General features: G+C 59.7%; 28 protein-coding genes and 1 tRNA gene. 26 read left to right on the forward strand and 3 right to left on the reverse strand.

The genetic code is table 11. The features are described from left to right. Window positions 1–145: 145 nt before the first annotated feature. A complete protein-coding gene (gene tsaD, locus B0B52_RS08865) occupies window positions 146–1,189 on the forward strand; it encodes a tRNA (adenosine(37)-N6)-threonylcarbamoyltransferase complex transferase subunit TsaD (RefSeq protein WP_077593273.1) in 1,044 nt (347 codons plus the stop codon). On the opposite strand, the gene B0B52_RS08870 is transcribed toward tsaD, so the two are convergent. Together B0B52_RS08870 and B0B52_RS08875 are read right to left on the reverse strand one after the other, a co-directional pair. Further along, the gene (locus B0B52_RS08870) at window positions 1,190–1,558 is read right to left on the reverse strand and encodes a hypothetical protein (RefSeq protein WP_077593274.1); all 369 of its coding nucleotides are present in this window, start codon (window positions 1,556–1,558) and stop codon (window positions 1,190–1,192) included. Window positions 1,559–1,713: 155 nt separating this feature from the next. Continuing rightward, complete coding sequence (locus B0B52_RS08875) at window positions 1,714–2,115, reverse strand: Hsp20/alpha crystallin family protein (protein WP_077593275.1); 402 nt, start codon at window positions 2,113–2,115, stop codon at window positions 1,714–1,716. 116 nt (window positions 2,116–2,231) lie between these two features. Between B0B52_RS08875 and B0B52_RS08880 the strand changes: the two genes are divergently transcribed. The 25 genes from B0B52_RS08880 to B0B52_RS09000 all read left to right on the forward strand — a co-directional run bounded on the left by B0B52_RS08880 (window position 2,232) and on the right by B0B52_RS09000 (window position 26,028). Then, a complete protein-coding gene (locus tag B0B52_RS08880) occupies window positions 2,232–3,518 on the forward strand; it encodes a branched-chain amino acid ABC transporter substrate-binding protein (RefSeq protein ID WP_077593276.1) in 1,287 nt (428 codons plus the stop codon). A 28-nt stretch (window positions 3,519–3,546) separates the two neighbouring features. Next, window positions 3,547–4,737: a pyridoxal phosphate-dependent aminotransferase gene (locus B0B52_RS08885; protein WP_077593277.1), complete on the forward strand. Its 1,191-nt coding sequence runs from the start codon at window positions 3,547–3,549 to the stop codon at window positions 4,735–4,737. Between the two features lie 144 nt (window positions 4,738–4,881). Continuing rightward, window positions 4,882–5,148, forward strand: coding sequence for a 30S ribosomal protein S15 (gene rpsO / locus B0B52_RS08890; protein WP_077593278.1), 267 nt, complete (start codon window positions 4,882–4,884; stop codon window positions 5,146–5,148). A gap of 261 nt (window positions 5,149–5,409) precedes the next feature. Continuing rightward, entirely contained in the window at window positions 5,410–7,527 is a 2,118-nt protein-coding gene (pnp, locus tag B0B52_RS08895) for a polyribonucleotide nucleotidyltransferase (RefSeq protein ID WP_077593279.1), read from the forward strand. A gap of 71 nt (window positions 7,528–7,598) precedes the next feature. Then, window positions 7,599–8,585 carry an NAD(P)H-quinone oxidoreductase gene (locus B0B52_RS08900; protein WP_077593280.1) on the forward strand — a complete coding sequence of 329 codons (987 nt, stop codon included), beginning with the start codon at window positions 7,599–7,601 and terminating at the stop codon, window positions 8,583–8,585. A gap of 11 nt (window positions 8,586–8,596) precedes the next feature. Beyond that, a complete protein-coding gene (gene tpiA / locus B0B52_RS08905; protein ID WP_077593281.1) occupies window positions 8,597–9,355 on the forward strand; it encodes a triose-phosphate isomerase in 759 nt (252 codons plus the stop codon). A 33-nt stretch (window positions 9,356–9,388) separates the two neighbouring features. Continuing rightward, the gene (gene secG, locus B0B52_RS08910; RefSeq protein WP_077593282.1) at window positions 9,389–9,799 is read left to right on the forward strand and encodes a preprotein translocase subunit SecG; all 411 of its coding nucleotides are present in this window, start codon (window positions 9,389–9,391) and stop codon (window positions 9,797–9,799) included. A gap of 106 nt (window positions 9,800–9,905) precedes the next feature. Then, window positions 9,906–9,990 (forward strand) — tRNA-Leu (locus B0B52_RS08915). A gap of 98 nt (window positions 9,991–10,088) precedes the next feature. Beyond that, window positions 10,089–10,448, forward strand: a complete 360-nt coding sequence (locus B0B52_RS08920) for an NADH-quinone oxidoreductase subunit A (protein WP_077593283.1) — start codon at window positions 10,089–10,091, stop codon at window positions 10,446–10,448. A gap of 49 nt (window positions 10,449–10,497) precedes the next feature. After that, window positions 10,498–10,980, forward strand: coding sequence for an NADH-quinone oxidoreductase subunit B family protein (locus tag B0B52_RS08925; RefSeq protein ID WP_077593284.1), 483 nt, complete (start codon window positions 10,498–10,500; stop codon window positions 10,978–10,980). Continuing rightward, window positions 10,980–11,591, forward strand: coding sequence for an NADH-quinone oxidoreductase subunit C (locus B0B52_RS08930; RefSeq protein ID WP_077593285.1), 612 nt, complete (start codon window positions 10,980–10,982; stop codon window positions 11,589–11,591). The genes B0B52_RS08925 and B0B52_RS08930 overlap by 1 nt, the downstream gene beginning before the upstream one ends. Before the next feature lie 21 nt (window positions 11,592–11,612). Beyond that, window positions 11,613–12,866, forward strand: a complete 1,254-nt coding sequence (locus B0B52_RS08935) for an NADH-quinone oxidoreductase subunit D (RefSeq protein WP_077593286.1) — start codon at window positions 11,613–11,615, stop codon at window positions 12,864–12,866. Continuing rightward, the gene (gene nuoE / locus B0B52_RS08940; protein ID WP_077593287.1) at window positions 12,863–13,351 is read left to right on the forward strand and encodes an NADH-quinone oxidoreductase subunit NuoE; all 489 of its coding nucleotides are present in this window, start codon (window positions 12,863–12,865) and stop codon (window positions 13,349–13,351) included. Before B0B52_RS08935 ends, nuoE begins: the two co-directional genes overlap by 4 nt. Window positions 13,352–13,353: 2 nt before the next feature. After that, window positions 13,354–14,706: an NADH-quinone oxidoreductase subunit NuoF gene (gene nuoF / locus B0B52_RS08945; RefSeq protein WP_077593288.1), complete on the forward strand. Its 1,353-nt coding sequence runs from the start codon at window positions 13,354–13,356 to the stop codon at window positions 14,704–14,706. A 25-nt stretch (window positions 14,707–14,731) separates the two neighbouring features. After that, the gene (gene nuoG / locus B0B52_RS08950; RefSeq protein ID WP_077593289.1) at window positions 14,732–16,873 is read left to right on the forward strand and encodes an NADH-quinone oxidoreductase subunit NuoG; all 2,142 of its coding nucleotides are present in this window, start codon (window positions 14,732–14,734) and stop codon (window positions 16,871–16,873) included. Next, window positions 16,870–17,949, forward strand: a complete 1,080-nt coding sequence (nuoH, locus tag B0B52_RS08955; RefSeq protein WP_077593290.1) for an NADH-quinone oxidoreductase subunit NuoH — start codon at window positions 16,870–16,872, stop codon at window positions 17,947–17,949. The genes nuoG and nuoH overlap by 4 nt, the downstream gene beginning before the upstream one ends. A gap of 13 nt (window positions 17,950–17,962) precedes the next feature. Then, window positions 17,963–18,472, forward strand: coding sequence for an NADH-quinone oxidoreductase subunit NuoI (gene nuoI / locus B0B52_RS08960; RefSeq protein WP_077593291.1), 510 nt, complete (start codon window positions 17,963–17,965; stop codon window positions 18,470–18,472). A 41-nt stretch (window positions 18,473–18,513) separates the two neighbouring features. Beyond that, the gene (locus tag B0B52_RS08965) at window positions 18,514–19,179 is read left to right on the forward strand and encodes an NADH-quinone oxidoreductase subunit J (RefSeq protein WP_077593292.1); all 666 of its coding nucleotides are present in this window, start codon (window positions 18,514–18,516) and stop codon (window positions 19,177–19,179) included. Next, entirely contained in the window at window positions 19,176–19,484 is a 309-nt protein-coding gene (gene nuoK / locus B0B52_RS08970) for an NADH-quinone oxidoreductase subunit NuoK (protein WP_077593293.1), read from the forward strand. The genes B0B52_RS08965 and nuoK overlap by 4 nt, the downstream gene beginning before the upstream one ends. Window positions 19,485–19,491: 7 nt before the next feature. Then, window positions 19,492–21,555, forward strand: a complete 2,064-nt coding sequence (nuoL, locus tag B0B52_RS08975) for an NADH-quinone oxidoreductase subunit L (protein WP_077593294.1) — start codon at window positions 19,492–19,494, stop codon at window positions 21,553–21,555. A gap of 21 nt (window positions 21,556–21,576) precedes the next feature. Beyond that, window positions 21,577–23,052, forward strand: a complete 1,476-nt coding sequence (locus tag B0B52_RS08980; RefSeq protein WP_077593295.1) for an NADH-quinone oxidoreductase subunit M — start codon at window positions 21,577–21,579, stop codon at window positions 23,050–23,052. 22 nt (window positions 23,053–23,074) lie between these two features. Continuing rightward, window positions 23,075–24,577, forward strand: coding sequence for an NADH-quinone oxidoreductase subunit NuoN (gene nuoN / locus B0B52_RS08985; RefSeq protein ID WP_077593296.1), 1,503 nt, complete (start codon window positions 23,075–23,077; stop codon window positions 24,575–24,577). Next, complete coding sequence (locus tag B0B52_RS08990) at window positions 24,574–24,873, forward strand: DUF2818 family protein (RefSeq protein ID WP_077593297.1); 300 nt, start codon at window positions 24,574–24,576, stop codon at window positions 24,871–24,873. Before nuoN ends, B0B52_RS08990 begins: the two co-directional genes overlap by 4 nt. Before the next feature lie 26 nt (window positions 24,874–24,899). Further along, window positions 24,900–25,520 (forward strand): NUDIX domain-containing protein, encoded by a 621-nt coding sequence (locus B0B52_RS08995; RefSeq protein ID WP_077593298.1) that lies wholly within the window; start codon window positions 24,900–24,902, stop codon window positions 25,518–25,520. A gap of 10 nt (window positions 25,521–25,530) precedes the next feature. Beyond that, entirely contained in the window at window positions 25,531–26,028 is a 498-nt protein-coding gene (locus B0B52_RS09000) for a DUF1178 family protein (RefSeq protein ID WP_077593299.1), read from the forward strand. A 41-nt stretch (window positions 26,029–26,069) separates the two neighbouring features. Here the strand turns inward: B0B52_RS09000 and B0B52_RS09005 are convergent, their stop codons facing one another. Continuing rightward, a complete protein-coding gene (locus B0B52_RS09005) occupies window positions 26,070–26,501 on the reverse strand; it encodes a hypothetical protein (protein WP_077593300.1) in 432 nt (143 codons plus the stop codon). Window positions 26,502–26,533: the final 32 nt, after the last annotated feature.

The raw sequence follows: 26,533 nt of genomic DNA on the forward strand, positions 1-26,533 counted from the left end.
CCGCTTAACTGCACGGCCTCGAGTTTGAATTCAAGGCTGTACTGCTTGATCTTCGCTGGTCCGATTCTTCTTGCCATAGACTCTCTCTCCGTTAGGTAAGAGTGTCAACCAAAGTGAGGCAAGCTCCAAACCTTACACTCGAACGATGTTAGTTCTTGGAATTGAATCGAGTTGCGACGAGACCGGCGTGGCGCTGGTTGACGCGTCGGGGCAGGGCGTGCCCGTGCTGTTGTCGCACGCCCTGCACAGCCAGATTGACATGCACCAGGCCTACGGCGGGGTGGTGCCCGAATTGGCCAGCCGTGACCACATCCGCCGCGTGCTTCCGCTGATTGATGAGGTGCTGGGACAGGGGCAGCGCTCGCTGGATCAGGTCGATGTGATTGCCTACACACGTGGCCCCGGTCTGGCCGGCGCCTTGCTGGTGGGCGCGGGCGTTGCATGTTCGCTGGCAGCGTCGCTTGGCAAACCGGTGATGGGTGTGCACCATCTGGAGGGGCATTTGCTTTCGCCCTTTTTGAGTGCAGACCCGCCAGCGTTTTCTTTTGTAGCCCTGCTGGTTTCGGGCGGGCACACCCAGCTGATGCGCGTCGATCGTGTTGGCAACTACGAGTTGCTGGGCGAAACCATCGACGATGCGGCCGGCGAAGCTTTTGACAAGTCAGCGAAATTGCTGGGATTGCCCTACCCGGGTGGGCCGCACTTGGCCAAACTTGCGCAGGGCGGGGACGCCGAGGCCTTCAAACTCCCCCGGCCCTTGCTGCACAGCGGCGATCTGGATTTCTCATTCTCAGGCCTGAAAACGGCGGTGCTGACACAGGCCAAAAAACTTGGTGAGCCAATCGGCGAAAAAGCGCGGGCAGACTTGGCGGCGTCGACCCAGGCGGCGATTGTGGAAGTGCTGGTGAAAAAATCCCTCAAGGCACTGGAGCAGACAGGCCTGAAGCGGTTGGTCGTGGCCGGTGGTGTTGGCGCCAATGCACTGTTGCGAGAGCAGCTCAATGCAGCATGCAAGAAGAAGGGGATTCGGGTGCATTACCCGGAGCTGCACCTGTGCACCGACAACGGAGCCATGATTGCGCTGGCAGCCGGCATGCGGCTGCAGGCCGGCATCTCCGAGGCCAATAGCGCCTACAGCTTTGATGTCAAGCCGCGTTGGCCTCTGGATATGCTGGCTGCGCAGCAGTGATCAGCGCGGACTCAACACCACGATTTCACCGTTGCTCCGGAGTTTGACCTGCAGCGTCTCGCCCAGGCTGCGGAACTCGCTGCAGCCGGCCGGGAAGCGCGACCATTCGACGCAAACGGCGGATTCCTCCACTCGCCACTTGCCGCTGTCATTGGACGATCCCACGTTGACAAAGGCATAACCGTTGTCCTTGTACTCCACACGCACCGTGCCTCCTGCTGCGGTCTTATAGGAAAAGGCTTTGCCGTTCACCCGGGTGCGCAGGGCCTCGGCTTCCAGTGGTTTGGCCTCTGCAGCAAAACCGGGCAGAGGCGTTGCCTGCGCAAGCGCGACTGATGGCAGGACAAGTAACAGAAAAAGTGCTTTCATGACAGGAGTCCCTTTTGTCCAAGGTGTGGGTGTCCTGCAATCTAACACCTGAACTCGCTGTACAGAACGCCTGCAGCGCGGCATGGCAAAAGGAAAGCCCGCTGGCAGGTGCACAGCGGGCTTGCAGGCGCGGGCCTCCGAAGGCGTTGAGTCTCTTAGTTGATGGTCAGGGGAATCACTTTGCTTGCGGGTATTTTTTTGCCCAGCTGCAATGTCAATACGCCGTTTTCGAGTTTCGCCGAGCTGGCTGCCGCATCAATTTCCAGCGGAAAACGCCAGGCGGCTTTCACGCTGCGCGCCGCGTCGGCCTTGCTTGCCACACGAACGACATCTCCTTCGATACCAATGTCCAGCTGTTCCCTGGTCAGGCCCGGTACATCCATCTGCAGCGAGTAAGCCTGCTCGTTGTCTTCCACCGCGGCCGATGGCGCGGACCGTGCGCCGGCCAGAGAGCCCAACGTGTCATCGAGGAAGCGGTCAAGGGCGAGGTTGTTCACCAGCTGCGAAGCAGGGCGCTGGTAGCTGCGTGCGGGACGGTTGGCCAATGAGTAAAACATGTGTGATTCCTTTGGGTTGAGGGGAATTTTTCCCCTTACACTTCGCGGCTCTCAACCGTGATTGCCGCATGAACAGCAGGTAGGCGTGGCAGAGCTTATTTCAAGGAAATTTCAGAATGTATTTTTTTGCACCAGCACTCTTGAAACGGATCGTGTCGACCCTAGGGGTCTGCCTGTTGTCACTGGGCGTGCACGCTCAGCAAGCGCCGGCTGCGCCAGCGCCGATCCGGGTTGCCTTGATCGAGAGTCTTTCCGGTCCCTTTGCCAATACCGGCGAAGCCGTGTTCCGCAACCTGGTCTGGGCGGCTGAGCGTGTCAACGCGCGCGGCGGCGTCAAGCTGCCGGGCGGCAGTCGTCCGCTTGCTTTTGTGCGATACGACAGCAAGGGGCAGAACGAGGAGGCACTGTCTGCATTGCGTTCGGCCATGGACGACGGCATCACGCTGGTGGCCCAGGGCAACTCTTCATCAACCGCTGCGGTGCTGGTGGACGCGATCAACAAGCACAATGAACGGGAGCCCGGCAAACGCGTGCTGTTCATGAACTATTCCGCGGTGGACCCGGTGCTGACCAACGAGAAATGCAGTTACTGGCATTTCCGTTTTGATGCCCACGCCGACATGCGCATGACCGCGCTGATGGAAGTTTTGAAAGACGACAAGGCGCTCAAGAGCATTTATCTGATCGGCCAGGACTACAGCTTTGGCCAGGCCGTGCTTCGCGAAGCCCGCAAGCAACTCGGTGGCCAGCGGCCTGACGTGCAGATCGTGGGTGACGAGCTGCACCCGGTGGGCCGTGTGAAGGACTTTCTTCCCTATGCCGCGAAGATCAAGGCCAGCGGCGCGCAGGCTGTGCTCACCGGCAACTGGGGGAATGATCTGACCCTGTTGGTGAAGGCCGCCAGGGAAGTGGGCTTTGAAGGCAGCTTTTATACCTTCTACGGCAACGCGTTGGGTGTGCCAGCCGCACTGGGCGATGCCGGTGTGGGCAAGGTCATTGCGGTGGCTGACTGGTTCCCGAATGAACCAGGCAGCGCTTCGGAAGTGTTCTACCAGTCCTTCCGCCAGCGTTTTCCCAAGCCCCAGGATGACTATGTGCACATGCGCATGCAATTGATGGTTGAAGCCCTGGCGCAGAGTATTGAAAAAGCCCGCACGGTAGAGTCCGCCGCAGTTGCTGCCCAGCTGGAAAAAGCGACAGTGCTGTTTGCCGGTCACAAAGGCGTCATGCGCGGTGCCGACCACCAGTTCCAGCAGCCCTTGCTGGTGGCTGTCATGGACAAGCAGGGGGCGCCCGGGGTGAAGTTTGATGTCGAGGGATCGGGTTATGGTTTTCGCGTGATCAAGACCATTGACGCTGCGCGTTCCGAGCAGTCGCACAGCTGCAAGATGCAGCGGCCCTGAGCTCATTCCAGTCCCCAGAAAGATGCCGATGCGACAGACTGTTTTAAACCTTGAAGAATCGATGATCCGCCAGGTGGCCAACGCGGGCATGGGGCGCAGCGATGTGCTCAAGTTCTGGTTTGGCGAGAGTGACGAAGTCACGCCGGCGTTTATCCGCGAGGCGGCCATCGCATCGCTGCAGCAGGGCGAAACTTTTTATGCGCACAACCTGGGCTTACCGGAGCTGCGCGAAGCGATTGCCGGCTACGCCACAGCCATGCGTTGTGCGGGCGCCGCACCCATTGGGGCAAACCGCATTGCCGTGACTTCGGGCGGCGTGAGTGCCCTGATGCTGGCGGTGCAGGCGCTGGTCGATGCCGGCGACGAGGTGGTGGCCGTGACGCCGGTCTGGCCCAACCTGACGGCGCAGCCCCTGATCATGGGTGCGAAGCTGCGCTGCGTGAGTCTCAGGCCCGTGAAGGGTGAGTGGCAGCTCGACATGGCCGAGTTGCTGGCTGCGATCACACCGCAGACGAAGCTGCTGATCGTCAACGCGCCGAACAACCCGACCGGCTGGACCTTGAGCCGAGCTGAGCAGGAAACCCTGCTGGCGCATTGCCGCGCCACCGGCACCTGGATTCTGGCCGACGAGGTTTACGAGCGGCTTTATTTCGAGCCCACCGAAAATGGCTGCGCCCCGAGCTTTCTGGACCTCGCCCAGCCGGACGACCGGCTGGTGGTCGTGCACAGCTTTTCCAAGAGTTTTTTGATGACCGGCTGGCGCCTTGGTTGGCTGGTCATGCCGCCTGCCATGACGCCGCACATGGGCAAACTGGTGGAATTCAACACCTCCTGCGCGCCGGTGTTTGTCCAGCGGGCCGCCCTGGTGGGGCTGGAAAGAACCGCCGACGTCACGCCGCAGCTGGTGGCGCACCTGAAAACCTGCCGCGACACGCTGGTGCCCATGCTGCAGGCGGTTCCGGGTGTCGAACTCGCTTCGCCCAGGGGCGGCATGTACGCGTTTTTCAGGCTGGCAGACCAGTCTCGTTTTGGCGATTCGCTGGCCACGGCCAAAAGGCTGGTGGTGGAGGCTGGTTTGGGCCTGGCGCCGGGCGATGCCTTCATGGTCAACCCGGCCGCTGAGGCCCGGGGCTGGCTGCGCTGGTGCTTTGCCAGCCGGGACCTGGACCGGTTGGGGCAGGGGGTTGAACGCCTGGCCCGCTGGCTGCCAGGTGCCTAGTTCTTCAGTCTGGGCTATAATCCAAGGCTCTGCGCAAGGGCGTGCTTTTTCATTCATGAAGCGGCACACCGCAGAACACGGCGGCCACGGTCAACTCCCACGTCGGGAACACTGTACCGCTCGCAAGTACATAAAGGTATATCCATGATCGAGAAATCCATCAAGGCCGAGATCGTTCAGGCCAACGCACGCGCTGCCGGCGACACCGGCAGCCCAGAAGTTCAAGTGGCCCTGCTGACCGGCCGCATCAATGAACTGATGCCCCATTTCAAAACCCATGCCAAGGATCACCACGGCCGCCGTGGCCTGTTGCGCATGGTGAGCCGCCGCCGCAAGCTGCTGGACTACCTGAAGTCCAAAGACGCGGCTCGTTATGTTGCGTTGATTGCCAAGCTTGGCCTGCGTAAATAATCGCTGATACGACTGCAAAGCGCCTGAGTTAGTTCACTAGCTCAGGCGCTTTGCACTTTAAAGAACCAAAAAACCAATTTCAGAAGCGCCAGCGGCGCCGCTGACTTACTTCGGAGCAAGGCAAAACGATCACGCGCTGTGTCATTCCACAAGAAAAGACCTGAAATTGCAGGCATTTTGTGGAATGGCATCGTGTTCTGCCAGCCACCACTCCGGGCCTCCAGCGCTGCCTCAAGTGCTTGAAACTAGTGGAGATAAAACATGAGCATTTTCAATAAAGTCACAAAATCCTTCCAATGGGGCCAGCACAAGGTCACGATGGAAACCGGCGAAATCGCCCGCCAATCCGGCGGCGCTGTCATGGTGGACATGGACGGCACCGTGGTGCTGGCCACCGTAGTTGCCAAGAGCGATGCCAAGCCCGGCCAGGACTTTTTCCCGCTGACTGTTGATTACCTCGAGAAAACCTATGCCGCCGGCCGTATTCCCGGCAGCTTCTTCAAGCGTGAAGGCCGCCCCAGCGAATTCGAAACGCTGACCTCGCGCCTGATCGACCGCCCGATCCGTCCCCTATTCCCTGAAGGCTTCTTCAACGAAGTGCAGGTTGTCATTCATGTGCTGTCGTTGAACCCTGAAGTTGAGGGCGACATTCCCGCGCTGATCGCTTCGAGCGCTGCGCTGTCGATTTCCGGCATCCCGTTCAATGGCCCCATCGGTGCAGCTCGCGTGGCCTACATTGATGGCCAGTACGTGCTGAACCCTGGCAAGACCCAACTCAAGGATTCCAAGATGGACCTGGTAGTGGCCGGTACCGAAGCCGCCGTGCTGATGGTCGAGTCCGAAGCCCAGCAACTGTCCGAAGAAATCATGCTCGGCGCCGTGGTGTTTGGCCATGAACAGGGCAACATCGCCATTAATGCGATTCACGAACTCGTTCGTGACGCAGGCAAACCGGTCTGGGCCTGGCAGGCGCCTGCCAAGGACGAGCCACTGATCGCCAAGGTCAACGAACTCGCCGCTGCCAAGCTGCAGGCCGCTTACCAGATCCGTGCCAAGCAGGCTCGTACACAAGCCTGCCGCGTTGTGACTTCCGAAGTCATGGCTGCGCTCAAGGCCGACGGCGCTGCGTTTGACAGCGTTGCTGTCGAAGGCATGTTGTTCGACATCGAAGCCAAAATCGTTCGCAGCCAGATTCTGTCCGGCGAGCCACGTATTGACGGCCGCGACACACGTACCGTGCGTGCGATTGAAATCCGCAACAGCGTGTTGCCACGTACCCACGGTTCGGCCCTATTTACGCGCGGCGAAACCCAAGCTCTGGTCGTCACTACGCTGGGCACCGAGCGCGATGCACAGCGCATCGACGCACTGTCGGGCGACTACGAAGACCGCTTCATGCTGCACTACAACATGCCTCCGTTCGCCACTGGCGAAACCGGCCGTGTCGGCAGCCCGAAACGCCGCGAAATCGGCCACGGCCGTCTGGCCAAGCGCGCGCTGATCGCCGTGCTGCCGACCAAGGAAGAATTCCCGTACACCATGCGTGTGGTCAGCGAGATCACCGAGTCCAATGGCTCTTCGTCGATGGCTTCGGTCTGCGGTGGCTGCCTGTCGCTGATGGACGCTGGCGTGCCGATGAAAGCCCACGTGGCAGGCATCGCCATGGGCCTGATCAAGGAAGACAACCGCTTTGCCGTGCTGACCGATATCCTGGGTGACGAAGATCATCTGGGCGACATGGACTTCAAGGTCGCCGGCACCACCGCTGGTATCACCGCGCTGCAGATGGACATCAAGATCCAGGGCATCACCAAGGAAATCATGCAGGTCGCACTGGCTCAGGCCAAGGAAGCCCGCATGCACATTCTGGGCAAGATGCAGGAAGCCATGGGCGAAGCCAAGGCCGAGGTCTCTGACTTCGCACCGCGTCTGTATGTCATGAAGATCAATCCCGAAAAAATCCGTGACGTGATCGGCAAGGGCGGCGCTGTGATTCGCGCGTTGACCGAAGAAACCGGCACGCAGATCAACATCGAGGAAGACGGCACCATCACCATCGCGTCGAACGACAGCGCCAAGGCTGACGAAGCCAAGCGCCGCATCGCCGAGATCACGGCTGAAGTGGAAATCGGCAAGGTTTACGAAGGCCCGATCACCAAGATCCTGGACTTCGGTGCCCTGGTCAACCTGTTGCCCGGCAAGGACGGTCTGCTGCATATCAGCCAGATCGCCCACGAGCGTGTCGAGCGTGTGACCGACTACCTGAGCGAAGGCCAGATCGTCAAGGTCAAGGTTCTGGAAACCGACGAAAAGGGCCGCGTCAAGCTGTCCATGAAAGCACTGCTGGACCGTCCTGCCCAAGGCCAGGACCAAGGTTAATTTGCTATTTATTTTGTAGCTGCTCGCGCCCGCTAACCGGGGGCTGCAGCCACAAATAATCAGAAAATTCCATGAAAGCAGTTGAAATCACTTCCTACGGCGCGCCGGACGTTCTGCGCCTGGGCGAGCGGCCCGACGCGGTTGCCGGTGCCGGTGAGTTGCTGATTCGCGTGGCTGCCTCCGGCGTGAACCGGCCTGATGTGTTGCAGCGCACCGGCAACTACCCGGTGCCACCAGGCGCCTCGGATATTCCGGGGTTGGAAGTTGCCGGCGTCATTGTCAGCGGTGATGCCGCAGCCATGGCGCAGGCAGGTCTGAAAGTCGGCGACCGGGTCTGTGCGCTGGTGGCTGGTGGCGGTTATGCCGAGTTGTGCGTGGCGCCTGTCGGGCAGTGCCTGCCGGTGCCGGCGGGGCTCACCGATATCGAGGCAGCTTCCTTGCCCGAAACCTTTTTTACCGTCTGGAGCAACGTCTTCGATCGGGTGCGCCTGCAAAAGGGCGAGACGCTGCTGATTCAGGGCGGCTCCAGCGGCATCGGCGTGACGGCAATCCAGCTCGGCAAAGCCATGGGTGCGACGGTGCTGGTCACTGCCGGCAGTGATGAGAAATGCGCGGCCTGTCTGGCGCTGGGGGCTGATCACGCCATCAATTACAAGACCAGCGACTTTGCCGAAGAAGTCAAAAAGCTCACCGATGGCAAGGGCGTCGATGTGATTCTGGATATGGTGGCCGGCAGCTACGTGGCGCGTGAGATCGGCTGCCTGGCTGAAGACGGTCGCCTGGTATTCATCGCGGTGCAGGGCGGGACCAAGGCAGAATTCAATGCCGGCCTGGTGTTGCGCAAACGCCTGACAATCACCGGCTCCACCTTGCGGCCGCGGCCGCTGGAATTCAAGACAGCCATTGCCAGGGCGCTCCAGGAAAAAGTCTGGCCGCTGATTGCCAGTGGCGTCATCAAACCCGTCATTCACAGCACTTTCGCCGCGGCCGATGCTGCCAAAGCGCATACGCTGATGGAGTCGAACCAGCATGTCGGCAAAATCGTTTTGACCTGGTAATACGCAGTCTCATGAAAAAGCTCATTGCAGGAAACTGGAAGATGAACGGCAGCCTGGCTGCCAATGAAGCCTTGTTGACGGCTGTGGCGGCGGGCATGCCGGCACAGCCTGTTTGCGCTGTCGCTGTATGTGTTCCCTCACCTTATCTCGCACAATTTCAGGCTTTGGCCCTTTCTGTGCGTGGGTTGTCTGCTATAGATTTGGGAGCTCAGGACGTTTCTGCAAAAGCCTCCGGTGCCTACACGGGTGAGGTCAGCGCGGCGATGCTCAAGGATTTTGGTTGCCGCTATGTGATTGTCGGTCATTCAGAGCGCCGCCAATACCACGCTGAAACGGATGCCTTGGTGGCTGAGAAGGCGCAGCAGGCATTGGCTGCAGGCATCACGCCGATTGTTTGTGTCGGCGAAACGCTGGCCGAACGCGAAGCGGGCCAGACTGAAAACATTGTGAAGCGCCAACTCGCGGCGGTGATCCATACCAACGGTCATTGCATTAGCGAAATTGTTGTGGCGTATGAGCCTGTCTGGGCCATCGGCACTGGCAAGACAGCCACGCCTGAAGAGGCGCAGGCTGTTCATGCCGTGCTCAGGGCCCAGCTCAAGGCTGCAACGGATCACGCCGATCGCGTGAAGATTTTGTACGGCGGCAGCATGAATGCCGCCAATGCCGCCTCCCTGCTGGGGCAGCCCGACATTGATGGCGGCCTGATTGGCGGTGCTTCGCTGAAGGCCAATGACTTTTTGACAATTATTGCTGCAGCCGCCGTCTGACGGGCGAAAAGTGCTATTAAATTAGGAGTAACCATGAACGTTTTATTGACCATTGTCCTTGCGATCCAGATGATTTCTGCCCTGGGCATGATTGGCCTGATTCTTGTGCAGCACGGCAAGGGCGCTGATATGGGTGCGGCTTTTGGCAGCGGCGGTTCCGGCAGCCTGTTTGGTGCCAGCGGCAGTGCCAATTTTCTGTCGCGCACCACGGCGGTTCTGGCCGGTGTCTTTTTTGTGTGCACTCTCGCGTTGGCATACTTCGGCAATTCCGGCCCGCAGACTGGCACCAGCGTGCTGGAAGGCGCAGCGATCACGGCACCTGCTCCGGCAACCCCGGGAGCCGGACAGATTCCAGGTACCGTAACTCCAGCGCCAGCATCTGGCGCCACTGCTGTGCCGCCTGCACCAGCCGCTTCTGGCGCAGGTCAAATTCCGACGAAATAGAGTGCCGCTTCGCTAAGGGAGCGACATAATTTCAGGGTAAACTCTGAGACTGCCCGGAAAGCCAAAACCGCAAGGTTCCTCATGCCATCCGGGCATTAAAAAAACCGCGGACGTGGTGAAATTGGTAGACACGCTATCTTGAGGGGGTAGTGGCGAAAGCTGTGCGAGTTCGAGTCTCGCCGTCCGCACCACTTACAGGTACTGGTCAGCGCGCTGCACGAGCAGGGCTCAGGGCCTGGAACAGCAAACTGGCACACAGCACAAGCGGCTTGCAGAAGTTGAATCGACGATGAACCTCGACCAATACCTCCCCGTCCTGTTGTTTATCCTGGTCGGCGTGGCTGTCGGCGTGGTACCCCAGTTGCTCGGGCGTCTGTTGGGCCCGAACAAGCCGGACAGCGAAAAAAATTCCCCTTATGAGTGCGGCTTCGAGGCGTTCGAGGATGCCCGCATGAAGTTTGATGTGCGCTACTACCTGGTCGCCATCCTGTTCATTCTTTTTGACCTTGAAATTGCTTTCCTGTTTCCCTGGGCGGTTGCGCTCAAGGAAATCGGCGCCGTCGGTTTCTGGGCCATGATGATTTTCCTGGGTATTCTGGTCGTGGGCTTTGCCTACGAATGGAAAAAAGGCGCCCTGGACTGGGAATAGCTCACCAAGATTTCAGCGGCAGCGCAAGCGGTCGCCACAAAGGGCAGGTATGTCACTAGAAGGTGTTTTTAACGAAGGCTTCATGACCACGAGTTACGACTCGGTGGTCAATTGGGCCAAGACCGGATCGCTCTGGCCCATGACGTTTGGGCTGGCCTGCTGTGCGGTGGAAATGATGCATTCGGCCGCTGCGCGTTACGACATCGGCCGTTTTGGTGCCGAGGTGTTTCGCGCCAGTCCGCGCCAGAGTGATCTGATGATTGTGGCCGGAACGCTGTGCAACAAGATGGGGCCGGCCCTGCGCAAGGTGTATGACCAGATGGCTGAGCCGCGCTGGGTGATCTCCATGGGCTCCTGCGCCAATGGCGGCGGCTATTACCACTACAGCTATTCGGTGGTCCGGGGTTGCGACCGCATCGTGCCGGTGGACGTTTATGTCCCGGGTTGCCCGCCCACGGCCGAGGCCCTGATCTACGGCATCATCCAGCTGCAGCAGAAAATCCGCCGCACCAACACCATTGCGAGGGCTTGATGGGTCCTTTGCATCCTGCTTCTGCTGAAGAACTCGCCGGCATCGTTACCGCCGCCCTGGGCGAAAAAGCCAAACGTGTCACGGTCGCACTCGGTGAGTTGACTGTTGTTGTCGATGCTGCCGACTACAAGGCTGCGGCTCTGATCTTGCGCGACGCCAAAGGCTGCCAATTTGAGCAGTTGATGGATCTTTGTGGTGTCGACTACTCCGAATATGCTGACGGTCAATACGATGGCCGGCGTTTTTGTGTGGTCTCCCACTTGCTCTCCGTCAGCCTGAACCAGCGTGTTCGCCTGAAAGTTTTCTGTGGGAATGATGATTTTCCGGTGGTGGACTCCCTCAACGACCTGTGGAATTCAGCCAACTGGTTTGAGCGCGAGGCGTTTGACCTGTTTGGCATCATCTTCGAAGGCCACAACGACCTGAGGCGCATCCTGACCGACTACGGTTTTATCGGCCATCCTTTCCGCAAGGATTTTCCGACCACCGGATATGTCGAGATGCGCTACGACCCCGAACAAAAACGCGTGATCTACCAGCCGGTGACGATCGAACCCCGTGAAATCACACCGCGCGTGATCCGCGAAGATAACTACGGGGGGCTCCAGTAAGGAGCGCCGTGAGAGATCCACATGGCTGAAATCAAAAACTACACACTTAACTTCGGGCCGCAGCACCCCGCTGCCCACGGCGTATTGCGCCTTGTCCTTGAGTTGGACGGCGAAGTGGTGCAGCGTGCCGACCCGCATATCGGTCTGTTGCACCGCGCCACCGAAAAACTCGCCGAGAGCAAGACCTACATCCAGTCGCTGCCCTACATGGACCGGCTCGACTATGTGTCCATGATGTGCAACGAGCATGCCTATTGCCTGGCCATCGAAAAACTGCTGGGTGTCGACGTGCCGATTCGCGCGCAATACATCCGTGTCATGTTTTCGGAAATCACGCGCCTGCTCAACCACCTGATGTGGCTGGGCTCGCATGGCAACGACTGCGGCAGCTCGACCATTCTGATCTACACCTTCCGTGAGCGTGAAGACTTGTTTGACATCTACGAGGCGGTATCCGGAGCGCGCATGCACGCGGCTTATTTCCGTCCCGGTGGTGTTTACCGCGACTTGCCGGACACCATGCCGCAGTACAAGGTCAGCAAGATCAGGAATGCCAAGGCGATAGAGGCGATGAACGAGAACCGTCAGGGTTCGCTGCTCGATTTCATCGGTGACTTCACGCGCCGCTTCCCGGGCTATGTGGACGAGTACGAAACATTGCTGACAGACAACCGCATCTGGAAGCAGCGCACGGTGGGTGTCGGTGTGGTATCACCGGAACGCGCACTCAGCATGGGCATGACCGGTCCGATGTTGCGCGGCTCCGGCATCGCGTGGGATTTGCGCAAGCAGCAGCCCTACGAGGTGTACGACCGCATGGATTTCGATATTCCCGTGGGCAAGACCGGTGACTGCTACGACCGCTATCTGGTGCGGGTCGAAGAGATGCGCCAGTCCAACCGCATCATTGAGCAGTGCGTGGCCTGGCTGCGCGACAACCCGGGTCCCGTGATCACCAGCAACCACAAGGTGGCTGCTCCTAATCGTGAGTCCATGAAGTCCAACATGGAAGAGCTGATCCATCATTTCAAGCTCTTCACGGAAGGCTTTCATGTACCCGAGGGTGAAGCCTATGCCGCGGTTGAGCACCCGAAGGGCGAATTCGGTATTTATATCGTGAGCGACGGCGCGAACAAACCTTATCGCCTGAAGATCCGTCCGCCCGGTTTTGCACACCTTGCCGCGCTGGACGAAATGGCGCGTGGCCACATGCTGGCCGATGCCGTGGCGATCATCGGAACCATGGACATTGTTTTTGGAGAGATTGATCGATGATCTCTGAAGTTACCAAAGCGCGCTTCGCCAAAGAAGTCGCCAAATACCCCGCGGACCAGAAGCAGTCGGCCGTCATGGCCTGCTTGGCGATCATCCAGGAAGAGCAGGGCTATGTCAGCGCCGAGAGCGAAAAGCTGGTGGCCGAGTACCTGGGCATGGCGCCGATTGCCGTGCATGAGGTCACGACCTTCTACAACATGTACAACCAGAAGCCGGTGGGCAAGTACAAGATCAACGTCTGCACCAACTTGCCGTGCCAGTTGCGCGATGGCACCAAGGCGCTGGCGTATCTTGAGCACAAACTCGGTGTCACCATGGGCGGCACGACGCAAGACGGCCTGTTCACCCTGCAACAGTCCGAATGCCTGGGTGCCTGCGCGGACTCGCCGGTCATGCTGGTCAACGACCTGCACATGTGCAGCTTCATGAGCAACGACAAACTCGACCAGTTGATCGATGGCCTGAAATCGAGCGAGGCAAAATAACCATGTCTGCTTCCAGCATCCTCTCCCAGTTTGAAGCCACCGGCGTTCAGACCTCCTTTCACGGCCGTCACATCAATCCGCAGATCATGGCGGACCTGGACGGCGCCAACTGGCGCCTGAAAGACTACGAAGCGCGCGGCGGCTACCAGGCGCTGCGCAAGATCCTCGGCAAGGACGGTGGCGAAGGAATGACGCCTGACCAGGTGATTGCCGAGGTCAAGGCCGGCAGCCTGCGCGGCCGCGGGGGGGCTGGTTTCCCGACCGGCCTGAAGTGGAGCTTCATGCCGCGCCAGTTCCCGGGCCAGAAATACCTGGTCTGCAACTCGGACGAAGGCGAACCGGGCACCGCCAAAGACCGCGACATCATGCAGTACAACCCGCACATCGTCATCGAAGGCATGGCGATTGCAGCGTACGCGATGGGCATCAGCGTCGGCTACAACTACATCCATGGCGAAATCTTCACGACCTACAAGCGGTTTGAAGAGGCGCTGGAAGAAGCGCGCGCCGCCGGCTTGCTGGGCGACAACATCCTCGGCAGCAATTACAGCTTCCAGCTGCATGCGGCCCACGGTTTCGGCGCCTACATCTGCGGCGAGGAAACCGCCTTGCTCGAATCGCTGGAAGGCAAAAAAGGCCAGCCGCGTTTCAAGCCGCCGTTTCCCGCCAGCTTTGGCCTGTACGGCAAGCCGACCACCATCAACAACACGGAAACCTTCGCGGCCGTGCCCTGGATCATCCGCAACGGCGGCCAAGCCTACCTGGATTGCGGCAAGCCCAACAACGGCGGCACCAAGATTTTCACCATCAGCGGTGATGTCGAGCGTCCGGGCAACTACGAAATCCCGATGGGCACCCCGTTTGCCAAACTGCTCGAACTCGCGGGCGGCATGCGCGGCGGACGCAAGCTCAAGGCCGTGATCCCCGGCGGCTCGTCAATGCCAGTGTTGCCGGCCGACATCATGATGGCCACCGACATGGACTACGACTCCATCGCCAAGGCCGGCTCCATGCTTGGCTCCGGCGCGGTGATCGTGATGGACGAGACCCGCTGCATGGTCAAGAGCCTGCTGCGCCTGTCCTACTTCTACATGCACGAAAGCTGCGGCCAGTGCACACCCTGCCGCGAGGGCACGGGCTGGCTCTGGCGCATGGTGGACCGCATTGAACACGGCCACGGCCGCGAGAGCGACCTGGAGTTGCTCAACTCGGTTTCCGACAACATCCAGGGCCGTACCATCTGCGCGCTTGGCGACGCAGCGGCCATGCCGGTGCGCGCCATGATCAAGCACTTCCGCGCCGAATTCGAGCATCACATCACCCACAAGACCTGTCTGGTCCCGGTTTACGCATAACAGCGCTCCAATAAAGCAGATTCACATGGTTGAAATCCAACTCGACGGTCAGAAAGTGGAAGTGCCCGAAGGCAGCACGGTGATGCATGCTGCCGAAAAAGCTGGCACCTACATTCCGCACTTCTGCTATCACAAGAAACTCAGCATCGCGGCCAACTGCCGCATGTGCCTGGTGGATGTGGAAAAAGCCCCGAAGCCGATGCCGGCCTGCGCCACGCCCGTGACGCAGGGCATGGTCGTGCATACCAAGAGTGACAAAGCCATCAAGGCCCAGAAGGGCGTGATGGAATTTCTGCTGATCAATCACCCGCTCGACTGTCCGATCTGCGACCAGGGTGGCGAGTGCCAATTGCAAGACCTTGCAGTGGGTTATGGTGGCAGCGGTTCGCGCTACGAAGAAGAAAAGCGCGTGGTCTTCCACAAGGACGTTGGCCCGTTGATCTCCATGGAGGAGATGAGCCGCTGCATCCATTGCACCCGTTGTGTGCGTTTTGGCCAGGAGGTAGCCGGCGTCATGGAGCTCGGCATGTCCAATCGGGGCGAACATGCCGAGATTGAAACCTTTGTCGGCATGTCAGTGGACTCCGAATTGTCCGGCAACATGATAGACATCTGCCCGGTGGGCGCGCTGACCAGCAAGCCGTTCCGCTACAGCGCCCGCACATGGGAGCTGTCGCGACGCAAGTCGGTCAGCCCGCATGACTCCACCGGCGCCAATCTGATCGTTCAAGTCAAGAACAACCAGGTCATGCGCGTGGTGCCGCTTGAGAATGAAGACGTCAACGAGTGCTGGATTGCTGACCGCGACCGTTTTTCGTACGAAGCACTGAACAGCACTGAGCGTTTGACGAGCCCGATGCTGAAGCAGGGCGGCCAATGGAAGGCCGTGGACTGGCAGACGGCGCTCGAATATGTTGCCAACGGCCTGAAACAGATCAAGGTCGACCATGGCGCCCAAAGCATAGGACTGCTCGCCAGCCCGCACAGTACATTGGAGGAGTTGTACCTCGCCGCTTCTCTGATGCGTGGCCTCGGCAGCGACAACATCGACTACCGCCTGCGCAACGCAGAATTTTCGCCTGCGCCGTCCGTGCGCTGGCTGGGCACCTCGATTGCATCGCTGTCGCAGTTGCAGCGTGTGTTGATCGTCGGCTCCAACCTGCGCAAGGACCACCCGCTGTTTGCACAGCGAATTCGCCAGTCCGTCCGCAAAGGCTGTGCGCTGAGTGCTATCACTTCCGTAGCGGAGTTGGTGTCTGCCGACGCCTGGGCCATGCCCGTGGCCCATAGCGTGCTGGCCGGACCGGGCGCCTGGGCACAGGCTCTTGCCGACGTGGCCGCTGCGATTGCCGCAGACAAGGGCGTAGCGGCGCCGGCTGCCGGCCAGGTCACGGATGCCGCCAAGGCCATCGCCAGGTCCCTGCAGGGTGGCGAACGCAAGGTCATCCTGTTGGGCAACGCCGCTGCGCACCATGCGCATGCGGAGAGCCTGCTGGCCCTGGCCAACTGGATCGGCGCCCAAACCGGGGCCAGTGTTGGGTTCCTGACAGAAGCGGCCAACACCGTGGGCGCACAGCTAGCGGGTGCCATGCCGTCAGGCCAGGGCTTGAACGCGGGGCAGATGTTGGCAGGCGGCCTGAAGGCGGTGCTGCTGCTCAACAACGAACCCGAGTTCGATTCCGCGGCAGGCGCGTCGGCCGGGACTTCGCTCAGTGCAGCGCAAATGGTGGTGACCCTGAGCCCCTTCAAAGCCAACATGGCGTTCAGCGACGTCCTGTTGCCGATTGCACCGTTCTCGGAGACCCCGGGCACCTTTGTCAACGCCGAAGGGCGGGTGCAGGGTTTTCATGCTGTGGCCAAGCCGCTCGGCGAAACGCGGCCGGCCTGGAAAGTCTTGCGTGTGTTGGCCAACCTGCTCGAATTGCCGGGCTTTGACTTTGAATCCGCACAGGACGTGCTCAAGCAGGTTCCCGCTGCCGCAGCAGCGCAGGTTCCCGCAGAGCATCTGGGCAACAGCACTCAGGCTGGCATTGATCTGTCGGCGGCAGGCCGGTCCCCGGTGGTTGCCGGCATTTACCAGCTCGACGGCCTGGTCCGACGTGCGACTTCGCTGCAACTGACCGCCGATGCGCGGCAGGCGCTGGCAGGTGAGGGAGCAGCAGCATGATTGACAGCATTTTCGGCTTTGGCCAGGGTTTGATGGGCGGCATCTGGCCGGGCACGGTCTGGCCTGTCCTGTGGATTCTGATCAAGATCGTCTGTGTCTTGCTGCCCTTGATGGGCGCGGTGGCTTACCTGACCCTGTGGGAACGCAAGCTGCTGGGTTTCATGCAGGTGCGGCTTGGCCCGAATCGCGTGGGTCCGTTTGGCCTGTTGCAGCCCATCGCCGATGCGGTGAAGCTGCTGACCAAGGAAATCATCAGCCCGACGGCTGCAAGCAAGGGCCTGTTCGCACTCGGTCCCATCATGGCCATCATGCCCGCGCTTGCGGCGTGGGTCGTGATTCCGTTCGGCCCCGACATTGCGCTTGCCAATGTGAACGCTGGGCTGTTGCTCATCATGGCGATCACTTCCATCGAGGTGTATGGCGTGATCATTGCCGGTTGGGCCTCCAACTCGAAATACGCTTTCCTGGGGGCGTTGCGCGCCTCAGCCCAGATGGTCAGTTATGAGATCGCCATGGGCTTTTGCCTGGTGGTGGTGTTGATGATATCGGGCAGCATGAACCTGACGGACATCGTCATGGGTCAGGCCAGGGGCATGGCAGCCGACAAGGGTTTGACCTTCCTGTCCTGGAACTGGCTGCCGCTGTTGCCCATCTTCATGGTCTACATGATTTCCGGCGTGGCTGAAACCAATCGCCACCCGTTTGACGTGGTGGAAGGCGAGGCCGAGATTGTGGCCGGCCACATGGTCGAGTACTCGGGCATGGGCTTTGCCATCTTCTTCCTGGCCGAATACGCCAGCATGTGGCTGGTGGCGATCCTGGCGGCGCTGATGTTCCTCGGCGGCTGGCTGTCGCCGGTGGACAGCGCGCTGTTCAACTGGATTCCCGGCTGGATCTGGCTGGGGCTGAAGACTTTCCTGGTCGTGTCCATGTTCATCTGGATCCGCGCCACTTTCCCGCGCTTCCGGTATGACCAGATCATGCGGCTGGGCTGGAAGATTTTTATCCCGGTCACCCTGGTGTGGCTGGTCGTTGTGGGTGTGTGGATGCAGACGCCCTGGAATATCTGGAACTAAGCGAAAAATCATCATGGCCAGCGCAACCGCTTCAATGTTTTCGTTCAGGGATTTTTTCAGGAGCTTCATGCTCGTGGAACTGCTCAAGGGCATGGCCTTGACCGGCCGTTATGCCTTCCGGCGCAAGATCACCGTGCAATTTCCGGAAGAAAAAACACCTCTTTCGCCGCGCTTTCGAGGCCTGCACGCCTTGCGCCGCTACGACAACGGCGAAGAACGCTGCATTGCCTGCAAGCTCTGCGAGGCCGTGTGCCCCGCGATGGCGATCACCATCGAGTCGGATGTTCGCGAAGACGGCAGCCGCCGCACCTCGCGTTACGACATCGACCTGACCAAATGCATCTTCTGCGGCTTCTGCGAGGAAAGCTGCCCTGTGGATTCCATCGTTGAAACACACATCCTCGAGTACCACGGGGAGAAGCGTGGCGACCTCTATTTCACCAAGGACATGCTGTTGGCGGTCGGTGACCGTTATGAAAAAGAAATCGCCGCCAATCGCGCCGCGGATGCCAAGTACCGCTGAAACCGCCGCAACGTAGTTGGCTCAAGAAAGATTCGCAGAACATGGACGTTACAACAGGTCTTTTTTATCTTTTTGCCCTGGTGCTGCTGTTTGCCGCCTTCCGGGTAATCACGGCGCGCAACCCCGTGCATGCCGTGCTTTATCTGATGCTCGCCTTTTCACAGGCGGCGGCAGTGTGGCTGCTGCTCAAGGCAGAGTTCCTCGCCATTACGCTGGTGCTGGTGTATTTGGGCGCGGTGATGGTGCTATTTCTGTTCGTGGTCATGATGCTTGACGTCAACATGGATGCCGTGCGCAGGGGGTTCTGGAAGCATTTCCCATTGGCCGCCACGGTGGGCGTGTTTATTGCGCTGGAAATGGCCGCCGTGCTGATGGGCGGTTTCCGACTGACCGAAGAGCCCAAGAGTGCTGCGCTGGTCAATGCCGCAGGCCAGGTCATACAGCCGTCCAATACCAAGGCGGTGGGCAAGCTGCTCTACACAGAGTATCTGTATCCTCTGCAAATTGCTGCAACCATTTTGCTGGTGGCGATGATTGCCGCCATTGCACTGACGCTGCGTCAGCGCAAGGACAGTAAGCACATCAACCCGGCCCTGCAAATTCGCGTGAAAGCAAGTGACCGTGTCACGCTGGTCAAGGTGGCGGCTACACGGGCCGCGACCGAGGTCGCTGCAACCCAGTCGCCCGTCGAGGAGAAGAAGGCATGACTTTGACCCTGGGACACTTTCTTTCGTTGGGAGCGATGCTGTTCGCGTTGTCCGTGATCGGCATCTTTCTCAACCGTAAAAATCTGATCGTCTTGCTAATGGCCATTGAGCTGATGCTGTTGGCCGTAAACACGAATTTCGTTGCCTTCTCCCACTATCTGGGCGACATGCATGGTCAGATCTTTGTGTTTTTTATTCTGACGGTTGCTGCTGCCGAGTCCGCCATCGGCCTGGCCATCCTGGTGCTGCTGTTCCGGAACAAGTCCAGCATCAACGTGGATGAACTCAATACGCTCAAGGGATAACAAGAACATGAGCCAAACCCTTTCGGCCGCCACTCTGCTGGCCGTTCCCCTGGCGCCCCTCGCGGGCTCGTTGCTGGCCGGTATTTTCGGTACCGCGTTTGGCGGCAACTGGATTGGCCGCCGCCTGTCGCACACGCTGACCATCCTCGGTGTGCTGGTGGCCTTCGTTATTTCCGCCATGACGCTCAAGAGCGTGGCGCTCGACGGCGCGCGTTTCAATGAAACGCTTTACACCTGGATGGTCGTGGGCGGCCTGAAGATGGAGATCGGCTTCCTCGTCGACGGCCTGACGGCCATGATGATGTGCGTCGTCACCTTTGTCTCGTTGATGGTGCACATCTACACCATCGGCTACATGGAAGAAGACGAAGGCTACAACCGCTTTTTCGCCTATATCTCGCTGTTCACCTTCTCCATGCTGATGCTGGTGATGAGCAACAACATGCTGCAGCTGTTCTTCGGCTGGGAAGCTGTGGGCCTGGTGTCCTACCTGCTGATCGGCTTCTGGTTCAACAAGCCGACAGCCATCTTCGCCAACATGAAGGCCTTCCTGGTCAACCGTGTCGGTGACTTCGGTTTCATTCTCGGCATCGGCCTGCTCGCCGCCTATGCCGGCACGCTCAACTACACCGAGGTGTTCGCCAAGTCGGGCGACATCGCCAAGCTCGGATTCCCCGGCACCGACTGGATGCTGATTACCGTGATCTGCATCTGCCTGTTCATTGGTGCCATGGGCAAGTCGGCCCAGTTCCCGCTGCATGTCTGGTTGCCCGATTCGATGGAAGGCCCGACGCCAATTTCGGCGCTGATCCACGCGGCAACCATGGTGACCGCCGGCATTTTCATGGTGGCGCGCATGTCACCGTTGTTCGAGCTGAGCGACACCGCGCTGAGTTTCGTCATGGTAATTGGGGCCATCACGGCCCTGTTCATGGGTTTTCTGGGCATCATCCAGAACGACATCAAACGTGTGGTGGCCTATTCCACGTTGTCGCAGCTGGGTTACATGACCGTGGCGCTGGGGGCTTCGGCCTATTCGGTGGCTGTGTTCCACTTGATGACGCACGCTTTCTTCAAGGCATTGTTGTTCCTGGCGGCGGGCTCCGTCATCATGGGTGTGCACCACAACCAGGACATCCGCTGGATGGGTGGGCTGCGCAAGTACATGCCCATCACCTGGATCACCGCGATGCTCGGTTCTCTGGCCCTGATCGGTACGCCGCTGTTTGCCGGCTTCTATTCCAAGGACAGCATCATCGAGGCGGTGCATTTCAGTAATCTGCCGGGCGCCGGTTTTGCCCACTTCGCGGTGCTGGCCGGCGTGTTCGTGACCGCCTTTTATTCCTTCCGCATGTATTTCCTGGTCTTCCACGGTAAGGAACGTTTTGACCAGAATCCAGACGCGCATCACGATGATCACCACGGCCACGATGCGCATCATGGATCGCACGCACCGCACGAATCTCCCTGGGTGGTGACCGCGCCACTGGTGCTGCTGGCCATCCCTTCCGTGGTGATCGGCTTCATGAGCATCGACGCCATGCTGTTCGGCGACTTCCTGAAAGACGCGATCATCGTCAACGCCGACAAACATCCGGCCATGGCCGAGCTGGCAAAGATGTTCCATGGGCCTGCGCAGATGGCCTTGCACGGCCTCTCGACTGCACCGTTCTGGCTGGCGCTCGCAGGCGTGGGTTCCGCGTATTACATGTACATGCTGAATCCGGCCCTTCCAGCAGCGATCAAGCGCCGTGTCGAGCCGCTCTACACGCTGCTCGAGAACAAGTACTACATGGACTGGTTCAATGAAAACGTTCTTGCGCGCGGTGCGCGCGGGCTCGGTATCGGCTTGTGGAAAGGCGGTGACGAAAAGCTCATCGACGGTGCGCTGGTCAATGGGTCCTGGAAACTGGTCGGTTGGGTGTCGGGTGTGGTGCGCAAGGTCCAAACCGGCTATATCTACCACTATGCGCTGGCCATGATCATGGGTATTTTTATTCTGATCACCTACTTTTCGACCTGGCCCCTGATTTCGACTTGGCCTGTCATCAAAGACCTGCTCAGCAAATAAGCGACAAGGAGAAAAATAAAAATGGGATTGTTGAGCCTTGCCATCTGGACGCCGGTCTTTTTCGGTGTCGTGCTGCTGGCACTTGGACGTGACGACCAGGCACGCAGTGTGCGCTGGATCGCACTGATCGGTGCCGTCGTCAGTTTCCTTGTGACCCTTCCCTTGTATGGCGGCTTTGAGGTCGGATCCTCGGCCATGCAGTTCGTCGAGAACGCACCCTGGATTGCGCGCTTCAATGTGAATTACCACCTTGGTGTGGACGGTATTTCACTGTGGTTTGTGCTGCTGACGGCCTTTATCAATGTGGTGGTCATCATCGCCAGCTGGGAGTCCATCACCAGCCGCGTCAACCAGTACATGGCCGCCTTCCTGATTCTCAGCGGGCTGATGATAGGTGTGTTCGTCGCACTCGACGGCATGCTTTTTTATGTGTTCTTCGAGGCTACGCTGATTCCGATGTACCTGATCATCGGCGTCTGGGGCGGCCCCCGCAAGATTTACGCAGCGTTCAAGTTTTTCCTTTACACGCTGCTTGGCTCGCTGCTGATGCTGATCGCGCTGGTCTTCCTGTATGTCAAGTCGGGCGGCAGTTTTGATCTGGCCACCTGGTACAAGTTGCCGTTGGGTGATACGGCGCAGACCTTCCTTTTCTTTGCCTTCTTTGCCGCTTTTGCCGTCAAGGTGCCGATGTGGCCGGTCCACACCTGGCTGCCCGATGTGCACGTCGAGGCGCCCACCGGAGGGTCGGCCGTGCTGGCGGCCATCATGCTCAAGCTCGGCGCCTACGGCTTTCTGCGTTTCTCCATGCCCATTGCGCCTGATGCCGCCCGGGAGTGGGCCTGGCTCATGATTGCGCTGTCCCTGATTGCCGTGGTCTATGTTGGTCTGGTGGCCATGGTTCAGCAGGACATGAAAAAGCTGGTGGCTTATTCGTCCGTGGCGCACATGGGATTTGTCACGCTGGGTTTCTTCATCTTCAATGACATCGGTGTGTCCGGCGGCATTGTGCAGATGATTGCGCACGGTTTTGTGTCGGGCGCCATGTTCCTGTGTATTGGGGTGTTGTACGACCGTGTGCATTCGCGCGAGATCGCAAGTTATGGTGGCGTGGTCAACACCATGCCCAAATTCACCGCGTTTGCGCTGCTGTTTGCCATGGCCAATTGCGGCTTGCCTGCTACCGCCGGTTTTGTCGGCGAGTGGATGGTTATCCTGGGCGCGGTCAAGTTCAACTTCTGGATCGGCGCGGCCGCTGCTTCGGCACTGATTTTCGGTGCGGCCTACACGCTGTGGATGTTCAAGCGCGTTTACCTCGGCCCGGTTGCCAATGACGACGTCAAGGGGCTGACCGACATCAACAGCCGTGAGTTCCTGATGCTGGCCCTGCTTGCCATTGCCGTGCTGTTCATGGGTATTTATCCGAAGCCTTTCACCGATGTGATGGACAGCTCGGTCATCGACCTGCTCAAGCACGTGGCGATCTCCAAACTGCAATAAGCAACCATTCAAAAGAATTCAGATGATTGACAAACTCAGTTGGCTATCGGTTTACCCGGAGATCGTGCTCCTGGTCATGGCGTGTGTGATCGCCCTGGTCGACCTTGGCGTAAAGAGCCCCCAACGCACCCTGACTTATGTGCTGACCTTGCTGACCCTGGCCGCTGTCGCCACGCTGGAGGCCGTGTACGCCGTGAAGGGCAATACTTTCTATGGCTTCGGCAACATGGTTGTGAGCGACCCGATGGGCAACTGGCTCAAATGTTTCGCTGCCATCGCAATGATGGTCACCCTGGTGTATGGCCGCGGCTACGCGGCAGATCGTGACATGTTGCGCGGCGGCGAGCTGTTCACGCTGGGTATGTTTGCACTGCTCGGCATCTTCGTGATGATTTCCGGCAACAACTTCCTGGTGCTCTACATGGGCCTGGAGTTGATGACACTTTCCAGCTACGCCCTGGTGGCGCTGCGCCGCGACAACGCCACGGCCACCGAAGCGGCCATGAAGTATTTTGTGCTGGGTGCCCTGGCCTCAGGCTTGCTGCTCTACGGCCTGTCCATGATGTACGGTGCTACCGGTTCGCTGGATGTCAACGAGGTGTACAAGGCGATTGCGAGCCGCCAGGTGAACCACCAGGTGCTGGTGTTCGGTCTGGTCTTCATCGTCGCCGGCCTGGCTTTCAAGCTTGGCGCCGTGCCTTTCCACATGTGGCTGCCGGACGTCTATCAGGGCGCGCCCACGGCCATCACGCTGTTGATTGGCGCGGCGCCGCAGCTGGCTGCCTTTGCCATCTGCATCCGCCTGCTGGTGCAGGGCATGCTGCCTCTGGCCATTGACTGGCAGCAAATGCTGGCGCTCATGGCCATCGGCTCGTTGCTGGTCGGTAACCTGGCAGCGGTGGCGCAGTCCAACCTGAAGCGCATGCTGGCGTTTTCAACCATCTCGCAAATGGGTTTTTTGCTGTTGGCCCTGTTGGCCGCTGTGGTTCCCGGCAAGCAACTCAACGCCGAATATGCCTATGGTGCGGCCATGTTCTACGCCGTCACCTATGTGCTGACGACGCTTGCGGTGTTCGGCATCATTTTGCTGCTGGCGCGTGCCGGCCATGAGTCCGAAGAAATCACTGACCTGGCTGGCCTGAACCAGCGTAGTCCGCTGTTCGCCGGCGTTATGGCCGTCAGCATGTTCTCGCTGGCCGGTGTGCCGCCTGTGGTTGGTTTTTACGCCAAGCTCGGTGTGCTGCAGGCCCTGGTGTCCTCGCAGCAGACCAGCTACATCGTGCTGGCGGTTTTTGCGGTGGCAATGTCGCTGGTCGGCGCTTTCTACTATTTGCGTGTCGTCAAGGTGATGTATTTCGACGCACCCAATGTCGACATGCCCACGGCCATCACTGCTCCGGCTGATGCCCGTGTGGTGCTTTCCATCAACGGCGCACTGGTGTTGCTGCTGGGCATCATGCCGGGAGGCCTCATGACGCTGTGCCAGCAGGCAATTGCCAGCGTGGTGAAGTCACTGGGTACATGAACCAGACAGCTTCGGTGTGGCTGGTGGTCGCGCTGGCCCTGCTGGCGGCGAACCTGCCTTTCATCAGCAACCGACTGCTGCTGGTTTACCGGCTGGTTGCTCCCAAAAATCTCGCAATACGCCTAGCGGAGCTGGTGTTCTGGTATTTCGTGGTCGGCGGCCTGGCCCTTTTTCTTGAACAGCGCCTCGGCCAAATTGCACCGCAGGGCTGGGAGTTTTACGCCATCACGGGCACGCTGTTCATCACCTTCGCCTTTCCCGGCTTTGTGTTTCGCTACCTGTTCAAACACCGCTGACCATCGCGACAGCCGGATCTTTCGACATGCCTGACCAATCCCCAGACCCTGGCGATCCGGCTGACGATCATCTGCGCGAACACCAGCTCAGCAGCCAGGAGCTGTTGCGCGGCCATTTCCTGCACGCATTCCGGGACACCGTGCGCCTGCCTGACGGGCGCGAGGCCTTGCGCGAATATGTGCGTCATCCGGGCGCGGTCATGATCATTGCCCAGCTCGAGGATGGCCGCCTGGTGCTCGAGCGACAGTACCGTTACCCGGTGCAGTCCGTCATGCTGGAGTTTCCGGCCGGCAAACTCGATGCCGGTGAAGCCTCGCTGGCCTGTGCCCAGCGTGAACTGCTGGAAGAAACCGGCTACAGCGCCGCCTCGTGGGCCAAAGCCGGCGTGATGCACCCGGTGATCTCCTACTCCACCGAATTCATCGACGTCTGGTTCGCCAAAGACCTGACTGCCGGGGAGCGCAAGCTCGACGCAGGCGAGTTTCTCGACGTGTTCACGGCCAGCCCGGCTGAGCTGCTGCAGTGGTGCCGCGACGGTCGCGTCACCGACGCCAAGACGCTGGCTGGCACCCTGTGGTTGCAAAACGTTTTGTCGGGCGCATGGACGCTGGACTGGCAGGATGGCGCCCGCCCGGGCCAGGCCTGATAATTGGCACATGAAAGTTCTCAACCTCCAGTGTTCGGACCAGCATGCCTTTGAGGGCTGGTTCGCGTCGGAAGATGATTTTCAAAGCCAGCTCGGCCGTGGCCTGGTCTCCTGCCCGCTGTGCGGCGACCCCGCCATCCGGAAAATGCCCAGTGCACCTCGGCTAAATTTCGGGGCGGTAGCCGAGGTGCCCGCAGCGGTTTCGCCTTCGCGCGAGCTGTCCGTGCCTGCGGCTTTGCCGGCCAGCCCGGCCCACGAAGTGATCGCTGCCGCCGGCAGCCCCGCAGGGCAGGCGGAGTTTCTTAAGGCCCTGCGCCACGTGCTGGCCAATACCGAAGATGTGGGCCAGCGTTTCGCCGACGAGGCGCGTGCCATGCATTACGGCGATGCCGAACAGCGCAGCATCCGCGGCCAGGCCAGCCGGACCGAGGCGATTGAGTTGCTGGAAGAGGGCATTGACGTCATGCCGCTGCCGCTGGTCGAGGCGGTCAAGGAAACCCTTCAGTAGGCAGGCCTCTGGCACTGCCAAGAGCGGCCGGGCATCTGCATTCACTTGCGCCGGTTGACCATGCGGCTGGCGGCGTAGAGTCCCGCTGGAATGGCGATGAAATGCGGCCAGATGAAATATGCGGGCTGGTAAACCATCCACTCGAAAGGATCTTCGCCGATGGCGACAGATTCCAGCACGCCGGTTACAACGACGTACAACAGCCAGGGCAGGGCGCTTGCCGCCACAAGGCGTACCGAGGGTTTTTCCAGCACCCGGAAGATCAGGCGACCCGCCACCACGGCGAGCAGGAACATCGGCAGGTGACGGATCGCTATGAGTGCATAAGCCGCACGGAAATCATTTTCTTCATGCGTCTGAACCGTCCAGCGCGCGAGCGCCGGCGGGTCAAGCAAGGGCCCGACCCACGCTGCGAGGCTGGCCAGCAAGGCGCCCAGAACAAGCGCCGTTATCGGGCGGCGGCAGGTGATCATCCTGTACTATAACCGCCCAAGTGCCTGTCAAA

This window comes from Polaromonas sp. A23 (genome assembly GCF_002001015.1).
GTDB lineage: Bacteria > Pseudomonadota > Gammaproteobacteria > Burkholderiales > Burkholderiaceae_C > Polaromonas.

Coding starts and splice junctions, on each gene's coding strand:
- nuoG (WP_077593289.1), top strand. CDS start 14,732: ATGGTTGAAATCCAACTCGACGGTCAGAAAGTGGAAGTGCCCGAAGGC.
- nuoK (WP_077593293.1), top strand. CDS start 19,176: ATGACTTTGACCCTGGGACACTTTCTTTCGTTGGGAGCGATGCTGTTC.
- nuoL (WP_077593294.1), top strand. CDS start 19,492: ATGAGCCAAACCCTTTCGGCCGCCACTCTGCTGGCCGTTCCCCTGGCG.
- nuoE (WP_077593287.1), top strand. CDS start 12,863: ATGATCTCTGAAGTTACCAAAGCGCGCTTCGCCAAAGAAGTCGCCAAA.
- B0B52_RS08980 (WP_077593295.1), top strand. CDS start 21,577: ATGGGATTGTTGAGCCTTGCCATCTGGACGCCGGTCTTTTTCGGTGTC.
- nuoF (WP_077593288.1), top strand. CDS start 13,354: ATGTCTGCTTCCAGCATCCTCTCCCAGTTTGAAGCCACCGGCGTTCAG.
- tsaD (WP_077593273.1), top strand. CDS start 146: ATGTTAGTTCTTGGAATTGAATCGAGTTGCGACGAGACCGGCGTGGCG.
- B0B52_RS09000 (WP_077593299.1), top strand. CDS start 25,531: ATGAAAGTTCTCAACCTCCAGTGTTCGGACCAGCATGCCTTTGAGGGC.
- B0B52_RS08930 (WP_077593285.1), top strand. CDS start 10,980: ATGGGTCCTTTGCATCCTGCTTCTGCTGAAGAACTCGCCGGCATCGTT.
- nuoH (WP_077593290.1), top strand. CDS start 16,870: ATGATTGACAGCATTTTCGGCTTTGGCCAGGGTTTGATGGGCGGCATC.
- nuoN (WP_077593296.1), top strand. CDS start 23,075: ATGATTGACAAACTCAGTTGGCTATCGGTTTACCCGGAGATCGTGCTC.
- B0B52_RS08900 (WP_077593280.1), top strand. CDS start 7,599: ATGAAAGCAGTTGAAATCACTTCCTACGGCGCGCCGGACGTTCTGCGC.
- B0B52_RS08875 (WP_077593275.1), bottom strand. CDS start 2,115: ATGTTTTACTCATTGGCCAACCGTCCCGCACGCAGCTACCAGCGCCCT.
- nuoI (WP_077593291.1), top strand. CDS start 17,963: ATGGCCAGCGCAACCGCTTCAATGTTTTCGTTCAGGGATTTTTTCAGG.
- rpsO (WP_077593278.1), top strand. CDS start 4,882: ATGATCGAGAAATCCATCAAGGCCGAGATCGTTCAGGCCAACGCACGC.
- B0B52_RS08925 (WP_077593284.1), top strand. CDS start 10,498: ATGTCACTAGAAGGTGTTTTTAACGAAGGCTTCATGACCACGAGTTAC.
- secG (WP_077593282.1), top strand. CDS start 9,389: ATGAACGTTTTATTGACCATTGTCCTTGCGATCCAGATGATTTCTGCC.
- B0B52_RS08935 (WP_077593286.1), top strand. CDS start 11,613: ATGGCTGAAATCAAAAACTACACACTTAACTTCGGGCCGCAGCACCCC.
- B0B52_RS08995 (WP_077593298.1), top strand. CDS start 24,900: ATGCCTGACCAATCCCCAGACCCTGGCGATCCGGCTGACGATCATCTG.
- B0B52_RS09005 (WP_077593300.1), bottom strand. CDS start 26,501: ATGATCACCTGCCGCCGCCCGATAACGGCGCTTGTTCTGGGCGCCTTG.
- pnp (WP_077593279.1), top strand. CDS start 5,410: ATGAGCATTTTCAATAAAGTCACAAAATCCTTCCAATGGGGCCAGCAC.
- B0B52_RS08880 (WP_077593276.1), top strand. CDS start 2,232: ATGTATTTTTTTGCACCAGCACTCTTGAAACGGATCGTGTCGACCCTA.
- B0B52_RS08885 (WP_077593277.1), top strand. CDS start 3,547: ATGCGACAGACTGTTTTAAACCTTGAAGAATCGATGATCCGCCAGGTG.
- B0B52_RS08870 (WP_077593274.1), bottom strand. CDS start 1,558: ATGAAAGCACTTTTTCTGTTACTTGTCCTGCCATCAGTCGCGCTTGCG.
- B0B52_RS08920 (WP_077593283.1), top strand. CDS start 10,089: ATGAACCTCGACCAATACCTCCCCGTCCTGTTGTTTATCCTGGTCGGC.
- tpiA (WP_077593281.1), top strand. CDS start 8,597: ATGAAAAAGCTCATTGCAGGAAACTGGAAGATGAACGGCAGCCTGGCT.
- B0B52_RS08965 (WP_077593292.1), top strand. CDS start 18,514: ATGGACGTTACAACAGGTCTTTTTTATCTTTTTGCCCTGGTGCTGCTG.
- B0B52_RS08990 (WP_077593297.1), top strand. CDS start 24,574: ATGAACCAGACAGCTTCGGTGTGGCTGGTGGTCGCGCTGGCCCTGCTG.